The organism is Acinetobacter sp. IK31, assembly GCF_035615195.1.
GTDB classification, from domain to species: Bacteria; Pseudomonadota; Gammaproteobacteria; order Pseudomonadales; family Moraxellaceae; genus Acinetobacter; species Acinetobacter calcoaceticus_C.
Genome location: NZ_JANBOB010000008.1, coordinates 105170 through 124587, shown reverse-complemented (window position 1 = coordinate 124587; position 19418 = coordinate 105170). Strand labels below are relative to the sequence as shown.

General features: G+C 40.7%; 20 protein-coding genes, 1 pseudogene and 1 riboswitch. Of the genes and pseudogenes, 8 read left to right on the top strand and 13 right to left on the bottom strand.

Going from position 1 to position 19418, the window contains the following annotated elements; translation table 11 throughout:
- Window positions 1-30: 30 nt before the first annotated feature.
- On the top strand, window positions 31-1377 hold the full coding sequence (abeM, locus tag MSG66_RS05340; RefSeq protein WP_324652778.1) for a multidrug efflux MATE transporter AbeM: 1347 nt from the start codon (window positions 31-33) through the stop codon (window positions 1375-1377).
- 34 nt (window positions 1378-1411) lie between these two features.
- Here the strand turns inward: abeM and MSG66_RS05335 are convergent, their stop codons facing one another.
- Window positions 1412-2662, bottom strand: a complete 1251-nt coding sequence (locus MSG66_RS05335; protein ID WP_324652776.1) for an acyl-CoA dehydrogenase family protein — start codon at window positions 2660-2662, stop codon at window positions 1412-1414.
- Window positions 2663-2692: 30 nt separating this feature from the next.
- On the bottom strand, window positions 2693-3940 hold the full coding sequence (locus MSG66_RS05330; protein ID WP_324652774.1) for an SfnB family sulfur acquisition oxidoreductase: 1248 nt from the start codon (window positions 3938-3940) through the stop codon (window positions 2693-2695).
- A 256-nt stretch (window positions 3941-4196) separates the two neighbouring features.
- Here MSG66_RS05330 and MSG66_RS05325 point away from each other — a divergent pair, with 256 nt between their 5' ends.
- The 3 genes from MSG66_RS05325 (at window position 4197) to MSG66_RS05315 (ending at window position 6424) form a co-directional block, all read left to right on the top strand.
- Window positions 4197-5495: an AarF/ABC1/UbiB kinase family protein gene (locus tag MSG66_RS05325; protein ID WP_324652772.1), complete on the top strand. Its 1299-nt coding sequence runs from the start codon at window positions 4197-4199 to the stop codon at window positions 5493-5495.
- 92 nt (window positions 5496-5587) lie between these two features.
- On the top strand, window positions 5588-5842 hold the full coding sequence (locus MSG66_RS05320) for a type B 50S ribosomal protein L31 (protein WP_042894627.1): 255 nt from the start codon (window positions 5588-5590) through the stop codon (window positions 5840-5842).
- 249 nt (window positions 5843-6091) lie between these two features.
- Window positions 6092-6424 carry a HopJ type III effector protein gene (locus MSG66_RS05315; RefSeq protein ID WP_324652769.1) on the top strand — a complete coding sequence of 111 codons (333 nt, stop codon included), beginning with the start codon at window positions 6092-6094 and terminating at the stop codon, window positions 6422-6424.
- Between the two features lie 158 nt (window positions 6425-6582).
- Here MSG66_RS05315 and MSG66_RS18695 read toward each other — a convergent pair.
- The 5 genes and pseudogenes from MSG66_RS18695 to MSG66_RS05290 all read right to left on the bottom strand — a co-directional run.
- A pseudogene (locus MSG66_RS18695) lies at window positions 6583-6678 on the bottom strand (hypothetical protein); the annotation flags it as partial.
- Between the two features lie 213 nt (window positions 6679-6891).
- Window positions 6892-7272 carry a fluoride efflux transporter CrcB gene (gene crcB, locus MSG66_RS05305; RefSeq protein WP_005301974.1) on the bottom strand — a complete coding sequence of 127 codons (381 nt, stop codon included), beginning with the start codon at window positions 7270-7272 and terminating at the stop codon, window positions 6892-6894.
- Window positions 7273-7395: 123 nt separating this feature from the next.
- Window positions 7396-7462: riboswitch (Fluoride riboswitch) on the bottom strand.
- Between the two features lie 44 nt (window positions 7463-7506).
- Window positions 7507-7917 carry a GFA family protein gene (locus tag MSG66_RS05300; RefSeq protein WP_324652767.1) on the bottom strand — a complete coding sequence of 137 codons (411 nt, stop codon included), beginning with the start codon at window positions 7915-7917 and terminating at the stop codon, window positions 7507-7509.
- A 78-nt stretch (window positions 7918-7995) separates the two neighbouring features.
- A complete protein-coding gene (locus MSG66_RS05295; RefSeq protein WP_324652765.1) occupies window positions 7996-9201 on the bottom strand; it encodes a TIGR03862 family flavoprotein in 1206 nt (401 codons plus the stop codon).
- Window positions 9191-9829 (bottom strand): SAM-dependent methyltransferase, encoded by a 639-nt coding sequence (locus MSG66_RS05290; RefSeq protein WP_324652763.1) that lies wholly within the window; start codon window positions 9827-9829, stop codon window positions 9191-9193. The genes MSG66_RS05295 and MSG66_RS05290 overlap by 11 nt, the downstream gene beginning before the upstream one ends.
- An 88-nt stretch (window positions 9830-9917) precedes the next feature.
- Here MSG66_RS05290 and MSG66_RS05285 point away from each other — a divergent pair, with 88 nt between their 5' ends.
- Window positions 9918-10112, top strand: a complete 195-nt coding sequence (locus tag MSG66_RS05285; protein WP_042894610.1) for a DNA gyrase inhibitor YacG — start codon at window positions 9918-9920, stop codon at window positions 10110-10112.
- Here MSG66_RS05285 and MSG66_RS05280 read toward each other — a convergent pair.
- The 5 genes from MSG66_RS05280 to MSG66_RS05260 form a co-directional block, all read right to left on the bottom strand.
- A complete protein-coding gene (locus MSG66_RS05280; protein ID WP_324652759.1) occupies window positions 10109-10753 on the bottom strand; it encodes an MBL fold metallo-hydrolase in 645 nt (214 codons plus the stop codon). The genes MSG66_RS05285 and MSG66_RS05280 overlap by 4 nt on opposite strands.
- A 23-nt stretch (window positions 10754-10776) precedes the next feature.
- Window positions 10777-11793 (bottom strand): ferrochelatase, encoded by a 1017-nt coding sequence (gene hemH, locus MSG66_RS05275; protein ID WP_324652757.1) that lies wholly within the window; start codon window positions 11791-11793, stop codon window positions 10777-10779.
- 73 nt (window positions 11794-11866) lie between these two features.
- On the bottom strand, window positions 11867-12871 hold the full coding sequence (locus MSG66_RS05270) for a DUF4062 domain-containing protein (RefSeq protein WP_133975604.1): 1005 nt from the start codon (window positions 12869-12871) through the stop codon (window positions 11867-11869).
- Window positions 12872-12989: 118 nt separating this feature from the next.
- Entirely contained in the window at window positions 12990-13856 is an 867-nt protein-coding gene (gene murI / locus MSG66_RS05265; protein ID WP_324652755.1) for a glutamate racemase, read from the bottom strand.
- A gap of 46 nt (window positions 13857-13902) precedes the next feature.
- Entirely contained in the window at window positions 13903-14514 is a 612-nt protein-coding gene (locus tag MSG66_RS05260; protein ID WP_133975608.1) for a DUF1285 domain-containing protein, read from the bottom strand.
- 186 nt (window positions 14515-14700) lie between these two features.
- Between MSG66_RS05260 and MSG66_RS05255 the strand changes: the two genes are divergently transcribed.
- Window positions 14701-16413 carry an electron transfer flavoprotein-ubiquinone oxidoreductase gene (locus MSG66_RS05255; RefSeq protein WP_133975610.1) on the top strand — a complete coding sequence of 571 codons (1713 nt, stop codon included), beginning with the start codon at window positions 14701-14703 and terminating at the stop codon, window positions 16411-16413.
- A gap of 166 nt (window positions 16414-16579) precedes the next feature.
- Here MSG66_RS05255 and tusA read toward each other — a convergent pair whose 3' ends face one another.
- Window positions 16580-16837 (bottom strand): sulfurtransferase TusA, encoded by a 258-nt coding sequence (gene tusA, locus MSG66_RS05250; protein ID WP_133975612.1) that lies wholly within the window; start codon window positions 16835-16837, stop codon window positions 16580-16582.
- 185 nt (window positions 16838-17022) lie between these two features.
- Here tusA and MSG66_RS05245 point away from each other — a divergent pair, with 185 nt between their 5' ends.
- Both MSG66_RS05245 and lnt read left to right on the top strand, forming a co-directional pair.
- Window positions 17023-17862, top strand: coding sequence for an HlyC/CorC family transporter (locus tag MSG66_RS05245; RefSeq protein WP_133975614.1), 840 nt, complete (start codon window positions 17023-17025; stop codon window positions 17860-17862).
- Window positions 17859-19418, top strand: coding sequence for an apolipoprotein N-acyltransferase (gene lnt, locus MSG66_RS05240; RefSeq protein WP_324652751.1), 1560 nt, complete (start codon window positions 17859-17861; stop codon window positions 19416-19418). The genes MSG66_RS05245 and lnt overlap by 4 nt, the downstream gene beginning before the upstream one ends.

Here is a 19418-nt window from a genome sequence, read left to right as displayed (position 1 = left end):
TCATTTGTATATTGATAAAGAGTACCTTTTGTGTCGAATGTCACGTCTTTTCGGTCTGAATTAAAACAACTCTTCCACTTAATGCTACCGATTTTAATTACCCAGTTTGCTCAAGCAGGCTTTGGGTTAATTGATACCATTATGGCAGGCCATTTATCCGCAACCGACTTAGCAGCAATTGCTGTAGGGGTCGGTTTATGGGTTCCAATCATGCTCCTGTTCAGCGGCATTATGATTGCAACTACACCCTTGGTAGCCGAAGCAAAAGGCGCAAGAAATACAGAGCAGATTCCTGTCGTTGTTCGTCAGTCATTGTGGGTTGCTGTCATTTTAGGTGTACTGGCAATGCTCATTTTGCAGCTTATGCCTTTTTTCTTACACGTGTTCGGTGTACCAGAGAGCTTACGACCTAAAGCAAGCCTATTCTTGCATGCAATTGGCTTAGGTATGCCAGCTGTGACCATGTACGCAGCGCTACGTGGCTATTCAGAGGCTTTAGGCCATCCACGCCCTGTCACAGCTATTAGCATGTTAGCTTTAGTTGTGTTGATTCCGCTTAACATGATTTTTATGCATGGATTAGGACCAATACCTGCATTAGGTAGCGCGGGCTGTGGTTTTGCAACATCCATTTTACAGTGGCTCATGCTGATTACTTTAGCTGGCTATATTTATAAAGCCTCAGCTTATCGAAACACGTCTATTTTTGGCCGATTTGATAAAATTAATATGGCTTTAGTTAAAAGAATTTTACAGCTTGGTCTACCAATCGGTTTAGCTGTGTTCTTTGAGATTAGTATTTTTAGTACAGGTGCATTGGTCCTTAGCCCACTTGGTGAAGTGTTTATTGCTGCACACCAAGTCGCAATTTCCGTTACCTCTGTGCTGTTTATGATTCCGCTTTCGCTAGCCATTGCCTTAACCATCCGTGTCGGTACTTATTATGGTGAAAAGAACTGGGCTGCAATGTATCAGGTACAAAAGATTGGTCTCAGCACAGCAATATTTTTTGCCATATTAACCATGACTTTTATTGCTCTATGCCGTGAACAAATTATCTCGATTTATACTCAAGACTTAACCGTAGCTCCTGTTGCGATGTATTTACTCTGGTTTGCAATGGCATATCAATTGATGGATGCATTACAAGTAAGTGCCGCAGGTTGTTTAAGAGGTATGCAAGATACTCAAGCACCGATGTGGATTACACTCATGGCATATTGGGTGATTGCTTTCCCTATTGGACTTTATTTAGCGCGTTATACTCATTGGGGCGTAGCTGGTGTATGGCTAGGCTTGATTATTGGTTTAAGCATTGCCTGTGTGTTATTACTTTCAAGGCTCTATTTAAACACCAAACGTTTAAGCCAAACCTAATAAAAAAGCCGATGAAATATCGGCTTTTTTTTTACTATGCAGATTTGGCTCTTGGGCTTGCTCCAATTTGCCAGACAAACGGTAAATCTGTACGGTTCACCTCCCAATCTCCAATTACTTTTTCTTTATAGATGAGTGGATTGTGTGAAGATACTGTTCGTGCATTACGCCAGAAGCGATCTAGCTGTTTAACCTGACTGCTTGCCGATGCGCCTAAAGCATTAAATAACTGACTGGTTAAATCCAGTACCAAGTTAGAAATCACCACCTGCCCTTGCGCGGACTCAAGCTCAGCATCTACATTAAACTGATGCTCTTTCACTTCTAACTCACTAAAGTGACTTTCATAAGCCTTTTGTAGTGCTTCTGCTGTTTTTACGGTAATTGCTTGGCTCGCATAAGCTTGAGCAGAGGCTTTACCCACCACCTGTAAAACTTGCGGGTCGTGGCGAACTAAGTCTCCATTACCATGACTAAAAATACGTTTCCGTTCACGAATTTCCTGACTAAACGTCTCCACGGCTGCCTGCGCAATTCCTGTTAAGGTTGCAAGGTGTACGACCTGATAAAAAGCGGTCTGATATTTAAAACGTTGATCAAATGGAATGAGGTGCGAAGCTGGTAAATGAACTTGATGTACTTTTAAGGCGCCGCTACCCGTGGTTTTTTGCCCAAAACCATCCCAATCATCAATAACACTCACACCCGTTTCGTGACGGTAAATAGCGGCAATCACATGACGATCATTCACTTCATCATAAGCAAATAAGTCGATCCAGTCCGCAAAAATACTTCCAGTTGAATAATACTTTTCGCCGTTCACCACCAAGTTACCCGAAGCATCTTTAGTGACTCGTGTAACCACATCACCAATTTGTACATTGCCAACTTCTGTCCATGCATTTCCGACTAAATCACCTTGTACAAAACGCTGAAACCAAACTTCCTGTGAATGCTCTTTATGGGCAACTAAGCGGTCTTCAACAAAAGCGAAGTGTCCACGCAAAGCTTGCACGATATTTGAGTCTGCTTGCGCAAGCTCAGCTAGAAGCTGGAAAAGCTGTGGCAATGACACCCCATCTCCACCATATTTAACCGGTACTCGTACAGCACCCAATTTCGCCTCTTTTAACCACTGAATGGGTTCAAAAGGTAAGATTCGTTCTTTTTCACGTTGAATTGCACCTTGGGCAATCTTTTCAAAAATCGGCCGAAATCTGCTTACCACTTTCTCATAGTCGGCCCCTAGAGATAGTTCTTCTGCTTCAATTTGTATTATTGTCATCGTTATTCTCCTAATCCTATTTTCTTCAATTTAGCTCCAAGCATGACGGGGTGGATAAATACCATTGAGATAGTAGTTCCCTACAAGGTGATATTTCCAACGTACCGGATCATGCAAAGTATGAGTACGAGCATTACGCCAATGACGATCCAGATTCAGTTCAGACAAAGTGGAACGTGTCCCTGATAACTCAAAAAGCTTATTGGCAGCTAAAATGGCAACTTCTGTGGTTAATACTTTTGCTTCGGCAACCAAAAGCGTGGCCTGATTTACATGCTCTTCTGTCGTGTCGGCAATCGCTTGGTCAATCGCATCTCCTGCCAAATCTAATACCGCTTCTGCTGCACGCAGTTTTATTTTTAAATCACCAATATTTGCAATCGTGTAAGGGTCATCACTCGCTTTTTCCAAACCTGAGTCGACCCATGGGCGGCTATGATTTTTGACATAGTGAATTGTTTCTTCAATTGCACCACGCGCAATACCTGCATCGACAGCAGCTTGAATAAACTGAGAAATTGCACCTGCTGGTGTTGGCCGTTCAAACGCTTTATAAATCGGAACTAAATATTCTTCACGTACTGGCACTTGGGTTAACTCAACTGTGCCACTCGCGGTGGTACGTTGCCCAAAACCAGACCAATCATTAATAATATTAACTCCCGATGTTTCACGTGGCACTAAAGCAGCATAAGGTTGCCCTTCTTCATTCACAGCCACAATTGGAATCCAATGTGCAAGTAATGCTCCCGTTGCAAAGAATTTCTTGCCATTAATTTCATAACCGTGCTCGGTCTTTCGTAATGTTGTAGTGAGATCTGCAACCGTTTTGCTATTTTTTTCAGAAAAAGCATTGCCAAAGCGAATGCCTTTTAACACTAAATTAAAGAAGAATTGTTGTTGTTCTGGAGCTGCATCAAGTCGTAAATGTTCAATAAAAGCCAAGTGATTTTGTGGAAGCTGGGCCAGAGATGGGTCAACACTCGCAATTGTTTTAATCACCTCAGCCAAGGTCCGATATTTAACTTGCGCGCCCCCAAACTGCTTAGGAACCGTAATCGCCCACAAGCCACTTTGTGAGAATTGTTGAATTTCATTTAAGGGTAAACGGCGCTCTTTATCCCGAGCAGATGCCTCTTGAGCAAACTCTTGGGCAAGTTGTCTGGCAAGCTCAATGGCTTCTTCATCAGAACGAATAATATGTGCATCTTTCGATTGCTCAAACACAGACAGTGGAACCGCTTGAGAACGCCCATGGGCCGAATTTAAACTTGTCATAACTTTTGTTATCTCTATTCTTATCTAACATGACATTCACCTTAGCATCAAAAAAACACACCTCTTATAGTTATTAAAGCTTTGTTTATGAAATGAATATTCAAAAGCTTTTCATATTTTTTACTATAAAAATAACATTTTGTTTTTCGAAAATTTTCTTACATGAGATAAACAATTTCGTATAGGCTTTTTAAGCTTTGTCACCTATGATCAAAACTACGCAGTATTATGTTGTAGTTAACGAGGTATCGAAGATATGGCAAAGAATGCAAGTTCACCTGGCAAACGTTTTATGAAACTTGCAGGGATGACCGCGAGCATTGCAACAAAAACCGTTTCTAATTCGATCCGAAACTTTAATGCAGACGAAGATCAGAAACTGGCTGCAAAAAGCAAACTATTTCAAGATATTGGTTTGCAAATTGCCGACACCTTAGGTGAAATGAAAGGCGCGGTCATGAAAGTTGGGCAAATTGCCTCACAATATAAAGACATTTTCCCGCCCGAAGTAGCCAAAGCAATTTCAAAACTACAACGCCAAGCCCCAGCAGTTCCTTTTGCCGCTATTCAACAACAAGTCGAAAAAGAACTTGGAAAGCCACTTAATGTTGCGTTTAAATCTTTTGATAGTGAACCTTTTGCCGCAGCTTCTATTGGGCAGGTTCATAAAGCAGTTCTTCTTAGTGGGGAACAAGTCGTAGTTAAAGTCCAATATCCTGGCGTTGATGAAGCCTGTGAAAGCGATTTAAAACAAGTACGTCTAGCACTGCGTTTAATGGGCGTACTTAAAATTGATAAAAAATTGCAAGATCAGCTTTTTGCAGAAATTCAAGACAGCCTTTCAGCAGAACTCAACTATGAAATTGAAGCTCAAAACCTTGAAGTTTTTAAAACATTCCATAGCCAACTAGACGACAAAATTATTATTCCAACAGTCTATAAAGATTATTCTTCAAGACGTATTTTGACACTCAGCCTCGAACAAGGTGAAAGTATTGAAACTGCGAGCTCTTGGCCTATCGAAACTCGAAATGCCATTGGACGTCGTCTCATTCGTGCTTTAGGTCAGGAAATGTTCTTTTTAAAACGTTTTCACTGTGACCCACACCCTGGTAATTTCGCTTTCCGCCAAGATGGTAGTGTCATTATTTATGACTATGGCAGTGTTAAAACACTTTCAAATGAAATTGTGCAAAACTTTAAACATCTGGTAAATGCAGCGCGTCATGAAAATATTGAGTTGCTTGAAACAGAGCTTGTAGCCTTACATTCCATTGTTGAAAAAGATAAGTTCCCGAGTGATTTATATAAGCTCTGGATTGAAATTTTATTACGTCCTTTAACCACAACCTATGATTTTGCTGAAAACTCATCACATCATGATGGCATGGTACTCGTGAAAAAATCATTAAAATATTGGGATGTCTTTAAACCATCTCCAGATACGCTCATGGTAAATCGTACAATTTCGGGCCATTACTGGAATTTGATTCACTTAAAAGTACACGACAATCTAAAAGATCTGTTCGAAGAACTCGTTCCACCTACACCATAACTTTTCCCAATGCACTCCTCACTAGATGCATTGACTTTACCTAATGTTATGTTATAACATTCCTATATTCAAAAATAATTAGGAGATCTCTCATGCGTAAAGATATTCATCCTGCTTATCAACAAGTGTTATTTCATGATACTAATGCAGATGCGTACTTCGTAATTGGTAGTACGATTCAGACGAAGCAAACTAAAGAATATCAAGGACAAGTCTATCCTTATGTCACCCTTGATATTTCAAGTGCATCACACCCTTTCTACACAGGTGAAGTACGCCAAGCCAGCAATGAAGGTCGTGTTGCAACCTTTAATAAACGCTTCGCTCGCTTTAATCGTAAGAGTTAATCTTACGTTAAGATTTGACCAATACACTTAAATCATTGGAAGCCTAAGACTATCTCCTCCACTTAGGCTTCTTTTTTATGTCCGTTTTTCGACCTTTTTATATTGTGTATAAAAGAGAACTTATCCACAATTTGTGTAAAAACTCTTCTTATTTTGCCCACAACTCATCATTTTTTGTATTCGGCAAGCTTCCAAAGCTTTTATTCGATGCTATGCTTAAACCCTCATTTGATAGGAAGTTTTAAGATAATGGCACAAGAATTACTTGCCCAATTACAAGCAGGCACAGCAAAATTTTCAGACGTTTTAGCTCATATTGAAGCCCGCTACCAACATACTCCAACAGCTTTTCAAAATGGCGCACAGCATAACGCTGCTACTGAAAATCAAGGCAGTGCAAAAGTTTTCTCTTTTGCCAAGTTACAAGGTTTAGACCAAGCACAAACTTTGAGTTTATTTGCAGAACACTATGCATCTGTATTGGCTACACCAGAGGGGACTGATCATCAAAATATTCGCCAGTTTATGCAAAATGGTTGGGATGGTGTGAGGTTTGAAGGTCAGGCTTTAGCTGAAAAATAATAAGCTTTAGTAGCTAATGCCTCAAATCATAGGATTATCACAACAGAGTCTTTTCAGTTAGATTTTATACCTAGATTAGCCTTCGGCTCGACCTACTTTTCTTTTGGGAAAAGTAGGCAAAACCATTTTCATCAACAGAACCTGTTATCTGTTTGCACTTATCCAATATTTTGCAAAAACAATATATCTCTGATTTCAGTCAGGCTGTTGATGACTTTAACGCGTATCAAATCAAAGAATAAATCAGATAATTTTCTTTTTAAAATTTAAATAATAATTAGTCATTTACTATCGTGACAAGCGGCAAGGATGCCGCTGTTTCGCTGTGCTATAAGGATGTAGCATCAGCGAAACAAAAGATTTTTGCTTACTTTTGATCTTTCAAAAGTAAGGTATGCCTATACAAATGGTGTTGGAGAATATTATAAAACAGAGGCTGTATATTCTGTCCTAAAACATTCAAATACTCAGTTGCCTGCTACCCAATAATAAGTCGCCAACCCCAAACACGTAAAAATTAACGATCCAATCAAATGAATGGAAATTCCCAGCATTGCCATGCCCAACTTACCACTTTGCAATAAAGTCACAATCTCAATTGAGAATGTAGAAAAAGTGGTTAAAGCACCACAAAAACCAGTAATCACAAATAGCTTATAATTTGGACTTAAATCACTTTGAGAAAAATAGGCAATCGCAAAACCAATAATAAAACCACCGACTAAATTAACAGTGACAGTGCCAAGTGGAATTTGCGGATAAATCGGGTTGAGTTTTAAGCCCAAAAACCAACGCAGCCATGCCCCTAGAACAGAACCTAAAGCAATTGAAAGTAGAGAATAATACATAGGACTACCCCTTTAGATAGGCGCTAAAAGAGCAAAAAAGCATGAAGGATAAGCTGACATCGCGTACTCCCAAAATGGCCGAGTACGCAATAACCTACGCACCCAATAATATAAATATATGAGGATCACGTAGGCATCATTAGCCAATACGGCGGTTTTTCTAGGGAGGAATGCCATCTCCCCTTGATCAGTATCTTAAAACAACTAAAAGTTGATTGAAATACTCTTTTCAACTCATGGGCGTTCAGCGTATTGAGGTAAATCGTCCTGAATACATTCCCACTCTGCTTTTGAAGCAGCAAAAATATGCATTGTCGGTTTTTGGTCTAATAGTGTATCAAGAGTACCAATTCTTAAACGATAAAGTTCAGGCTGTCCATCACGAGAGCTAATCAAAGGTGAACCACATTCACTACAGAACCAACGATACACACCTTCCACAGCAAATTTTTTGACTAAGTCTTCACCTTGAATGATTTTAAAGTCTTCACTTTTGACAGGAGCATTGGTCGCAAAGGCAGTGCCATTTGCTTTACGGCAGCGTTGGCAGTGACACTGAATAATATCCCCGATATCGCCTTTAATTTCATAGCGAATACCTTGGCATAAACAGCTTCCCTGATAGACTGGTGATGCTTGAGACATGTGATCGCAACTCCTATTATTATTGATCGCTCAAAAATAACACTTTTCACATATCAAACAAAGCGCAAAATGAAGTGCTTATCGCTCCAAGAATGAATGTACACCCTCTCCCGCAGCTCGCCCTGTGGCAAAGCATGCCGTAAGTAAATAACCGCCCGTAGGTGCATCCCAATCCAGCATTTCACCGCAGCAAAATATACCTGACATCTGTTTGAGATTTAAACTTTCGGATAGTGCCTCTTGTTTAATACCCCCAGCACAGCTAATCGCTTCTTCAATGGGTCTAAAACCATCTAAGGTTATTTTTAATGACTTGATCTGCTCAGCCATTATTTCCGGTTGATTCCATAAAGCTTTATCAACTATTTCACGAATGAGATTAATTTTAGCTGTATCTAATCCTGCCTTTCGCCAGATATTCGTCAAAGATTGCTTTTTTCCAGCCTGTAATTTTTTTATAAGCTGGCTTAATTCAATATCGGGTAATAAATCTAAAAATAGATTTAAGCTTTGTCCTTGTTTTTGTTGTGCTCGTAAGGCACGGCCCAGTTTATAGATCACACCACTTTCAAAACCATAGTGGGTAATCACAATATCACCATGTGTAATCTGGTTAGGATCGACCCATGCGTGGACGCGCTTTAAAGGTTCACCAAAACTGCTTTCCATAAAACTAGACCAAGCGTGCAATACGCCTGCATTACTTGGCTGGAAGGGCTCAATATCAGATTGATCTATCCATTGCTGCCAAGCACCATCACTGCCCAATTGTGACCACGACACAGCACCACAGGCCAATATTACCGCATCGTATTGCTGGGTAAAAGTTTCAGTGTTTTGATTATTCTGATTTTCCAAAGTCACTGCTGTACCTTGTAAATCAATACAACGATGACGATAAAAAAATTTAACTTGCTGCTCTGCCAAGCGTTTTAGCCAAGCACGCAGTAAAGGCGCTGCTTTCATTTCGACAGGAAAAATACGACCAGAGCTGCCAACGTAAGATTCAATTCCAAGACTTTTCATCCAGTCTTGAATCCAGACTGCATCCCACTTTTCAACCAACGGTCTCAACCATTCAGCATGGTCATAACGCTCAATAAACTGTGCTAAAGGTTCAGCATGCGATATGTTTAAACCTGTTTTACCAGCCATCAGAAACTTACGCGCAGCAGATGGCTTTTGCTCGTATACATCAATTTCATAAGCATATTGGCTTAACACTTCAGCAGCCATAAGACCTGCTGGGCCTGCACCAATAATAGCAACCCGCTTATTCATCATGCACTTGCCCTTGCAATGGTGCAAATTCATCAAAACGTGTGCTGTAGCCTTCAGGCTTGGTCATAATGAGTTGCTGACAAAGCTCGCCACGCTCTAAATACTTAATTTCGAAATGAGTACGTGCAGAGGTTTGAGCAATTTTTTCTTTTTGATACTGCAGCTTCCACACATTTAATAACTGCTGTTCTGCTTCTTCAATATATTCAGGAATATTACTTGCCAATGTAATGGTTCCACCTGTTTGCAGGCGTGAGATTAAGAACTCAAAAAATGGCATATTCAACCAGCGCTGTGCTGGATTATGTGGTTCTGGATTTGGGTAGAGAATAAAAAAATGTTCAACTTGAACAGGGTGTAAAGCGTGTACAACCCAAGGTAAAGCGTCTGCATGTACAGGCACCAAATTATCTCTTGGTTCCAAACTATGCTGCTTTTGCATTGCCAAGAATTTTTCTCGGGTTCGTTCAATTGCATATAACGTATACTGTGGGTGTTGCCCGCTAAAGAGCAAAGCATGTTTACCCTTACCTGCACCAATTTCTACACAAATTGGAGTATTTTCAATTGGGGTAAAATCGCGAGGCGCTTGCATACGTTGTGCTTGAAATTGACGAATCGGCATAATCACATCAAACTAAATAAAAATCGGCACAAGTCTACCAAGACACCTGACTTTTGCCTAATCTATTTCTTTTCACAATGAAGGACATTGCCCTATGCCACGTACATTCCCCTGCCCACGTTGTGGTGGACCAAGTGTTTGGGAAGGTAATGAGTTTCGTCCGTTTTGCTCAGAACGCTGTAAATTAATTGATTTAGGAGCTTGGGCAAACGATGAATATAAATTGCCTACCCAAGATGCTCCTCAGCAAGACAAGGGTAGTCAAAATGAAGATGATTATGAGGATTAACCTGCTCTACCCGCGACAAACGGGTTAAATTGTTTTTCATAGCCAATGGTACTCATCGGACCATGTCCAGAAATAAACTGAGTATCATCTGGCAAACTAAAACATTCACGTTTAATCGATTCAATCAACTGATCATGGTTTCCACGCGGGAAGTCTGTTCGTCCAATCGAACCTTTAAACAGAACATCACCCGTCCAAAGTAAGCCATGGTTTTTATTATAGAAAACAATATGTCCTGGCGTATGCCCCGGTGCAAAGCGCACCTCAAACTCATCTTCACCAAGTTTTAGCACTTCGCCACCTTCAAGCCATTGATCGACTTTGACAGGTTGCGGAATTGGGAAGCCGTAACGTGCTGATACTTCTTGAATCATATCTAGCCAGAACTGATCTTCTTTATGTGGACCAATAACTGGAACGCTCCATTCTTTGGCAAGCTCACCTACCGCTCCAGCATGGTCTAAATGTCCATGAGTCAGCCAAAGTGCTTTTACTTTTAAGCCTAAATTTTCAACTTCTTTTTTCAAAATAGCAGCATCACCACCAGCATCAATCAAAACTGCTTCTTTCGTTTCACTGTCCCAAACGAGGGAACAATTTTGAGCAAATGCAGTAACGGGAACAATTTTGACTTGCAGCATAAAAACCTCTGGCTAAAACACAATTAACGGTGGGCTAAGGTATGGGTAAGGGCATCAAGATTAGCCTGAACTAATCCTGCAAGCAAATCAATATGAGCCTGATCGCTATTTAAGGCAGGAATATAAGCGTAACTCCCACCACCTGCTTGTTGAAATAGCTCTGCATTTTGAATCGCTAATTCTTCAAGCGTTTCTAGACAATCGGCAGAAAAAGCTGGACTTAACACCTGAACAGACTTAACACCTTGCTGCGCCCAATCTTGTAAAAGCTGATCGGTATAAGGTTTCACCCATTCTTGTTTTCCAAAACGTGACTGGAAGCTAATCGCCCATTCATCATCTTTTAAATGTAAGGCTTCGGCCACCAGCTTTGCTGTGATGCGACAACGGTCTGCATAAGGATCACCTTTGTCTGCATACGGCTGTGGAATCCCATGAAAAGACATCAATAGTTTTTCAGGTTTGCCATGCTGCTCTTGGTAGGCTAAAACACTCTCTGCCAATGCCTGAATAAACATTGGATGCTGATAATAGTCTTTAATAATCGTCAGCCCAGGCAAATTCCGCTGTTTAGGAATCCACTTAGCAAAAGCATCATATAAAGGTGCTGTCGATGTTGCGGAATACTGAGGAAACAAAGGCAATAAAATGACATGCTCTTGCGGGTTAGCCGCCAATTTTTCTAAAACTTTATCAATACCCGGATTCCCATAAGTCATTGCAGGCAGCACAGTCAAATCAAACTGTTTATTTTCACGTTCTAAATAAGCCTGAACACGTTGAGTTTGCTCAAACACAATTTCACGCATTGGCGAATCTGCGGACCATACCGAAGCATAAGCATGCACCACTCTTTTCGGGCGAAAAGGCAAAACAAACAGATTTAAAATAACCCACCAGATCAGTTTCGGTATTTCAATCACGCGTGAATCAGATAAAAACTGTTTTAAAAAACGGCGCACCGCAGGCACAGTTGCCGCATCTGGTGTGCCTAAATTCGCTAAAATGACAGTAACTTTCGGTTTTTGTTCAAACGACATGTGTAAATGCCTTTCAGTTCATCTTATGACACTAATGTAACAGTTTTCATTGTCATATATAAATTGAATCGCTCTAAGCTTTTAATCGAATGCCCCGATGATTCCATTTATAGCTCAGCAATATCTTTTGAGCTTTAGTGGTTAATTTCCATAGCCCATATGATTGTTCAGTTTGAGTTGGGACAATCCAGCCTTGTGATTGCATTTGATTTTTAATTCGGAACAGTGCCTTATGATTAATCTGCGCACAGGCAACCGCATGCGCACGAGGTAATTCCTGACGAGCATCTTCTAAGCCAGCCTGATTTAAATATTCATTCAGACAAGCTGCAAAATTCTCTTCTGGCATCGCTGTTTCAAAGCGCTTTGCCAGCACGCTTAACAACTGAGACCACGTCATTTGCCGTTGTCGTTTAAGCTCTTTAAAGTTGCCATCCTGAAATGCTTGAATCTGATATTCAAATGCAAAAATATCTTGCGGTGCAACTTCATTTAACTGTGTTAATGGCTCGCTTAATCGCTGTTCTAACTGCAAAATTTTACTTTTCAATAATTTAATCTCATCTTCTAACTGATGGGCTTGATGTGTAGGAACCCAGCCTTGTCCCCCATATTGTTCAATCATTAAAGGGATATTTAAACGAATGACCAACTCAAGTTCACGTGGCGTTTTAAAGTAAAAAATATGCTCTGCTTCATGTAATAATTTTTTTCTAAATGCGAGAAATTTATCTTTAAGTTGTGGATGTGTTTCTTGTAAATCTATTTCACGATTTTCTGGCTGTTCATGCATGAACACAATAATCAGTTTCGCCTGACTTAACGCATATTCATATTCTAAAGACAAATAACTCACACCAGAAATCGATTGTTCTCCATACTGACTGCCTAAAAGTAGGATTACATAATCACATTCATCAATCTGTCGACGTGCAAGTGTAGTGGTTAAAGGTGTTCGATGTTCTAATCCCCAGGCAAAGAAACCCATCCCTACCAAGGTTTGAGACAAAACCATGCGCTCTGGCTGCATATCGCGGCCAGACGTTGAAATAAAAATCTGATAGCGTGTATCGAGCATAACAATACCCTTTCGCCCCATGATCTGTTCGTGACTTAATATCAGCCAAGATCATGAACCGCCCCAAATAAAATAATAAATCTAAAAAAACACTATTTTCTAAATGATACTCAAAAGATCAGTTCAGATTATGAAGTGTCCAAGTTAACTCTTGTGGAATCATATTTTGTAAAACAGGTTGCAGTGCCTCGGCATTATTGCCGCTGACATAACATTCAATACGTGCAACATTCTGACCTATTTGGTCACATAATAACGCATTTTTTATTAAAATACGGGCTGTTTGTCGGGCTACTGCCAACCCAGAGTCAACCAGTGTGAATTGGTTATCAAAAAGATGATGAATTGCTTCATTTAAGAAAGGATAATGCGTACAACCGAGCACTAAATAGTCTGCTCCTTGCTCAGCGGCAGGCTGTAAAACCTCTTTTAATGCGTTTAAACATGCCTCTCCCATTTGCTGCCCTGCTTCCACACAAGGAACAAGTTCGAGGTTGGTTAAAGTCATCACTTTAACACCCGCCGGAACAGCAAACTTTTCAACAACATCTTTAATGAGTTGTCCACGAAAAGTAGCAGGTGTCGCCAACACGGCAACCACTTTAGAGCGTGTTTGTAAGACTGCTGGTTTTAACGCTGGAACTAATCCAACAATTGGGAAGTGTTCGCCATAATGCTCACGTAAATGGTCAAGGCTAAATGCTGAAGCAGTGTTACAGGCAACCACCGCAATTTTGCAACCCTGACGGTATAACCAGTCAACAGCACGAGCAGTAAGTTCTCTAATTTCGTCATCGGAACGTGGGCCATAAGGAACATAAGCTGTATCGGCATAATACACAATGCGTTCGTTTGGCAAATATCTGGCAATTTCTGCTGCAACCGACATTCCGCCAATTCCCGAGTCAAAAATACCAATTGGAGCATCAGCAGATGCGTTAGGCATAGGTTCTAGATCGGTAAATAGGGGTTGTATGGCTGTCATGGCTGTACTGAAGTGTCAGAAAATTTCACTTCCTAAAGCTTAAACCTCAAGTGCCTAATTGCAAGAGCAAATTACCACTTTTTAACTCTAAAACGGTTTCACCTTTATCATTTTCAATCAGTGTTCCATAGTTCACTAAGTGATAAAAAGACTGGCGTTGAATAAGGGCATTAATTCCAAAACGCACATGCACATAAGGACGCAATTCCCCATCATATTCACGCATAAAAATTGGATGTTCAGCATCGACCAAAATCACATCTTGATTCGTCGTGGTCAGTTGTAAAAACTGCTCACCTGAAATTTCAACTTGATCTACCTGATTGACTAATAAAGGTTCATCTTCGACCTCAATTTCAATTTGTTCTACGGGGGTTTTCAGGTAGAATTTACCCTCTTCTTTCCATAGGACTTTGGTAAATAGATCTAATAGGGCTTGGCGCTTAATTAATTGACCTTCGTGCCACCATTCTCCATTGGCTTTAACCGTCAAATCCATTTTGCCGCAATGCTTTGGATGCCACTGCTCTAAAGGTGGAATTGACCTTTTGTGACTTTGCTGTACACCTTTTAAGTATTGTGCAATGTTCATTAAGTTTTTATCATCAGATAACGGTATTTTTCCCATATCCGATGGGGAATTATTTTGATTTACCATAGTTTATGCCTTGCTGACGAAAAAATATGACGACTCAGCCAATTGGCTAGATCATGGTTTAAAACTATACTAGCCAAAACGATAAAAGGCACAATAGCATATTTGCGCCTATGGATTAAAACACTCACGGCAGCACCGAATTTCTGAATATGACGGTTGCCACCTTTAAGTATTGAGGAGTCCTACATGGAACACATCGAACGTGAATCGATGGAGTTTGACGTTGTCATCGTAGGTGCAGGACCTGCAGGTCTGTCTGCTGCGATTAAGATCCGTCAATTAGCGATTGAAAAAAACTTACCCGATCTTTCTGTTTGTGTAGTTGAAAAAGGCTCTGAAGTAGGTGCGCATATCTTGTCTGGTGCTGTGCTTGAGCCACGTGCCATCAACGAACTTTTCCCGAACTGGAAAGAAGAAGGTGCGCCTCTTAACGTACCTGTAACTGAAGACAAAACTTTCTTCTTGTTATCAGACACCACATCTAAAGAAGTGCCTCACTGGATGGTTCCTAAAACCATGCATAACGATGGCAACTATGTTATCTCTTTAGGTAACGTGGTTCGCTGGTTAGGCCAAAAAGCTGAAGAATTAGAAGTATCTATCTTCCCAGGGTTTGCTGCATCTGAAGTGCTTTACCATGAAGATGGTACTGTAAAAGGTATTCAAACTGGTGACATGGGTATTGGTAAAGATGGCGAGCCAACGCATAACTTTACACCAGGCTATGAACTTCACGCTAAATACACCCTCTTTGCTGAAGGTTGCCGTGGTCACTTAGGTAAAAGCCTGATTGCTAAATACAACCTCGATAAAAATGTTGATCCTCAGCACTACGGTATCGGGATTAAAGAGCTTTGGGAAATCGACCCTGCGAAACATAAACCGGGCTTAGTTATGCACGGTGCAGGCTGGCCATTGGCTGAAACTGCTTCTTCTGGTGGCTGGTGGTTATACCACGCTGAAAACAACCAAGTAACTTTGGGTATGATCGTGGACTTGTCATATGAAAATCCACACATGTATCCATTTATGGAAATGCAGCGCTGGAAAACTCATCCACTGATTAAACAGTTTTTAGAAGGCGGTAAACGTATTTCTTACGGCGCTCGTGCTGTAGTGAAAGGTGGTTTCAACTCATTACCTAAATTGACTTTCCCAGGCGGTTGCTTGATTGGTGATGATGCAGGTTTCTTAAACTTTGCAAAAATCAAAGGCTCTCACACTGCCATGAAATCAGGCATGTTATGTGGTGAAGCTGTTTTTGAAGCCATTGCTGCCGGTGTAGAAAAAGGCGGTGACCTTGCCATTGCACGTGTTACCGAAGGTGAAGATTTATTCACTAAAGAATTGACTTCATACACTGACAAATTCAACAACAGCTGGTTAAAAGAAGAGCTTTATAACTCTCGTAACTTTGGTCCAGCAATGCACAAGTTTGGTCAGTGGATTGGTGGTGCATTTAACTTTATCGACCAGAATGTCTTTAAAGTTCCATTTACTTTGCATGACTTGAAGCAAGACTTCGCTGTATTGAAAACTGTTGATGCGACCAGCTTCAAACCAAACTATCCAAAACCAGATGGCAAGTTAACTTTTGACCGCCTATCTTCTGTGTTTATTTCAAACACTGTTCATGAAGAAAACCAGCCAGCTCACTTGAAGCTGACTGATCCTTCAATTCCAGTGAATGTAAACTTACCGAAATGGGATGAGCCTGCACAACGCTACTGCCCAGCTGGTGTTTACGAAATTATGGAAGATAATGATGGTTCTAAACGCTTCCAGATTAACGCAGCGAACTGTGTTCACTGTAAGACCTGTGACATTAAAGACCCATCTCAAAACATCACATGGGTAACGCCTGAAGGTGGTGGTGGTCCAAACTATCCAAACATGTAATAGAACAGCCACCTTCTCTGCAAAAGCATAGCTTTTGCACTTGCGGCAGGACAAAGCGCTGCTTTGTTCTTCCTGCCTCAGGTGGTGGTGGTCCAAACTATCCGAACATGTAATATAAAAAGCCCCGATTATTCGGGGCTTTTATTCATTTAAAGCTAGAACAACCTTATCCTTTCTGTACCAGATAACGGTATTCTTTATGGTTCTGTTCATCCAGAACTTCTTCTTTGAGCAATAATTCATGCCCTAAATGCATACAAAACTTTGGGATATCCCACGAAGTCGAAGGATCAGTTGCTAACACTTCAACAACATCTCCTGATTTTGCTTTACGAATCGCCTGATGCAACATCATGACAGGTTCAGGACAACGTAAACCACGTGTATTAATTTGGACAGTAGGTGAAATGGATTGTTCCGACATAACAAACTCGAACAAATAGAATTTTCACATTTTAGCATAAACAAATTACTGACCTATTAACTGTAACTAGCATTTACATAACAATATGCGTTTTGTCTTTTAGCTTGTTTTATAGATGCATAAGCATCCTTTCTTCGGTATGATTCAAAGTATTCATTTGATAGATTGAGTCTTTAGGAAAGATCATGCAAGAGGAACCAAGTCCGTCGTGGGGAATGCGCGGCTTACGAAAATGGTTAGGCACAGCACCAGAAACCCGTGATGAATTATTAAAATTAGTCCAAAATTCACGCCGCTTTTTAGAACCAGATACTGTTGCCATGCTTGAAGGTGTTCTTGACCTTCCTGCTACAAAAATTCGTGAAGTCATGACACCACGAACAGCAATGATCAGTTTGCAAGAAGATGATCAGTTACTTGATATTCTTGATGTACTGGTCGAGTCTGCTCACTCACGCTTTCCAGTCTTCTCTTCTGATCAGCCTGATAATGTTGTCGGAATTTTGCTCGCAAAAGATTTATTACCGTTTCTAACTGAACCGAATACCAAAGTTGATATTCGAATTCTTATGCGTCAGCCCTTATTTGTCCCTGAAAGTGCCCGTTCCGATCAGGTACTACGCATGTTAAAACATACTCAAACTCACATTGCTATTGTGATTGATGAATATGGTTCAACAGCAGGTCTTGTTACGCTTGAAGATATTCTTGAAGAGATCGTTGGCGAAATCGAAGATGAACATGACACGGCTGATGAAGATGCTCAGTACATTGTTCCTGACAATGACCATACGGTAGCAAATGCATGGATGGTTCAAGCACTTACACCAATCGAACATTTCAATACTGTTTTAGATGCTGATTTTTCTGACGATGAAGTAGAAACTGTCGGCGGTTTATTGCTTCAAGAAATTGGATTGGTCAGTGATTTACAAGGTCAAACGGTTGAACTTGGGAATTGGTTATTTACAATTGTTGAAGCAGATGCCCGCACTATTCATCTGATTCGAGCTGTACGTCAATGAGAGCATACTTTGAAAAGCTGTTAGATTCTTCGCAACAACAAAAACAGCTTCCTTTTATTTTTCCTTTGCTCATTGCTTTATTTTCAGGTGCCGTGTTCAGTTTTGCGCTGGCACCTTATTATTGGTGGTGGTTGGCAATTTTGTCACCAGCCCTACTCTATGCAACCTTACATAAGCGCTCTGCCAGACAAGCCTTTGCTATTGGTTGGAGTTATGGATTTGGTTTATGGTTTGTGGGGGCTTTCTGGCTCTACACTTCAATCCATGTTTATGGTGATACCAACGCTTTTTTAAGTGTGGGGATGATTGTTATTATGGCCCTTGTGATGGGCTTATTTACCGCATTCCAAACTTGGGTTTACCGACGTTTTTTCCCAGAAACACCACTGACTTTCGCACCACTCTGGATTGTTTTTGAATGGGCTAAAACTTGGGTATTTACAGGTTTTCCATGGCTATTTGTGGGTTACGCTTTTACTGAGCGCTTACTCGATGGCTATGCACCTTTATTCGGTATCTATGCAATTTCCTTTGTAGTGATTATCTTAGCCTGTGCTTTAGTTGAGGTTCTACGTAAACGTCTTTTCTGGATCATCCCTTCTGCCCTGTTAATTTTGGGTGCATGGGGAGCTTCATATATACAGTTTGTACAACCTAAAGCTGCTAAACCGCTTAGTGTTTCACTCATTCAAGGTAACATTCCACAAGATTTAAAATGGCTAACTGAATATCAAATCAGAACATTAGAAATTTATGCTGGATTGAGTCAATCTGAATGGGGCCGCGACTTAATTGTATGGCCTGAATCTTCAATTCCACTCTTCCAAACTGACATTGAACCGTTTTTAGATGCAATGGATGCACAAGCTAAAAAGAACCACACTGCATGGGTAACTGGAATTCCTTACTGGGATGTGACCAAATCACATGAAGTCGGTACTCCACTGTATTACAACAGTATTATGGCTTCTGGCAGCGATGCAAGTGGTCTATATAAAAAGCAGCGTCTTGTGCCTTTTGGTGAATATATTCCACTCTCAGGCTTACTCTCTTGGGTGCTACCAGCCATGCAAAATGATATTAGCATGAGTGGTTTTTCACGCGGCGAGATTAATCAGAAACCGCTCATGATTAAAGGGCATGCACTTGCTGCTGCGATTTGTTATGAAGTGGCTTATCCAAACCTGACTCGACGTAATGCAGAAAACAGCGACTTTTTAGTGACTGTATCTAATGACGCTTGGTTTACGGGTACTGCTGGGCCGTGGCAACACTTACAAATGGTGCAGATGCGCGCTAAAGAAAATGGCCGCTGGTTTATTCGCGCAACTAACACAGGTGTAACAGCGTTTATTGATCAAAATGGTCATATCACTGAACAAGCACCGCTTGATAAAGAGTTTGTATTGAGAGGCGATTTACCTGCTATGCAAGGTCAAACCCTTTATAACCGTTTAGGTGATTATCCAGTTCTAGGATTTGCAGTATTACTGCTGGTTTTAGGTTGGGTCTACCGCCCACGTAAAGTTGACGTTTCTTTTAAGTCTCGTCGCTAA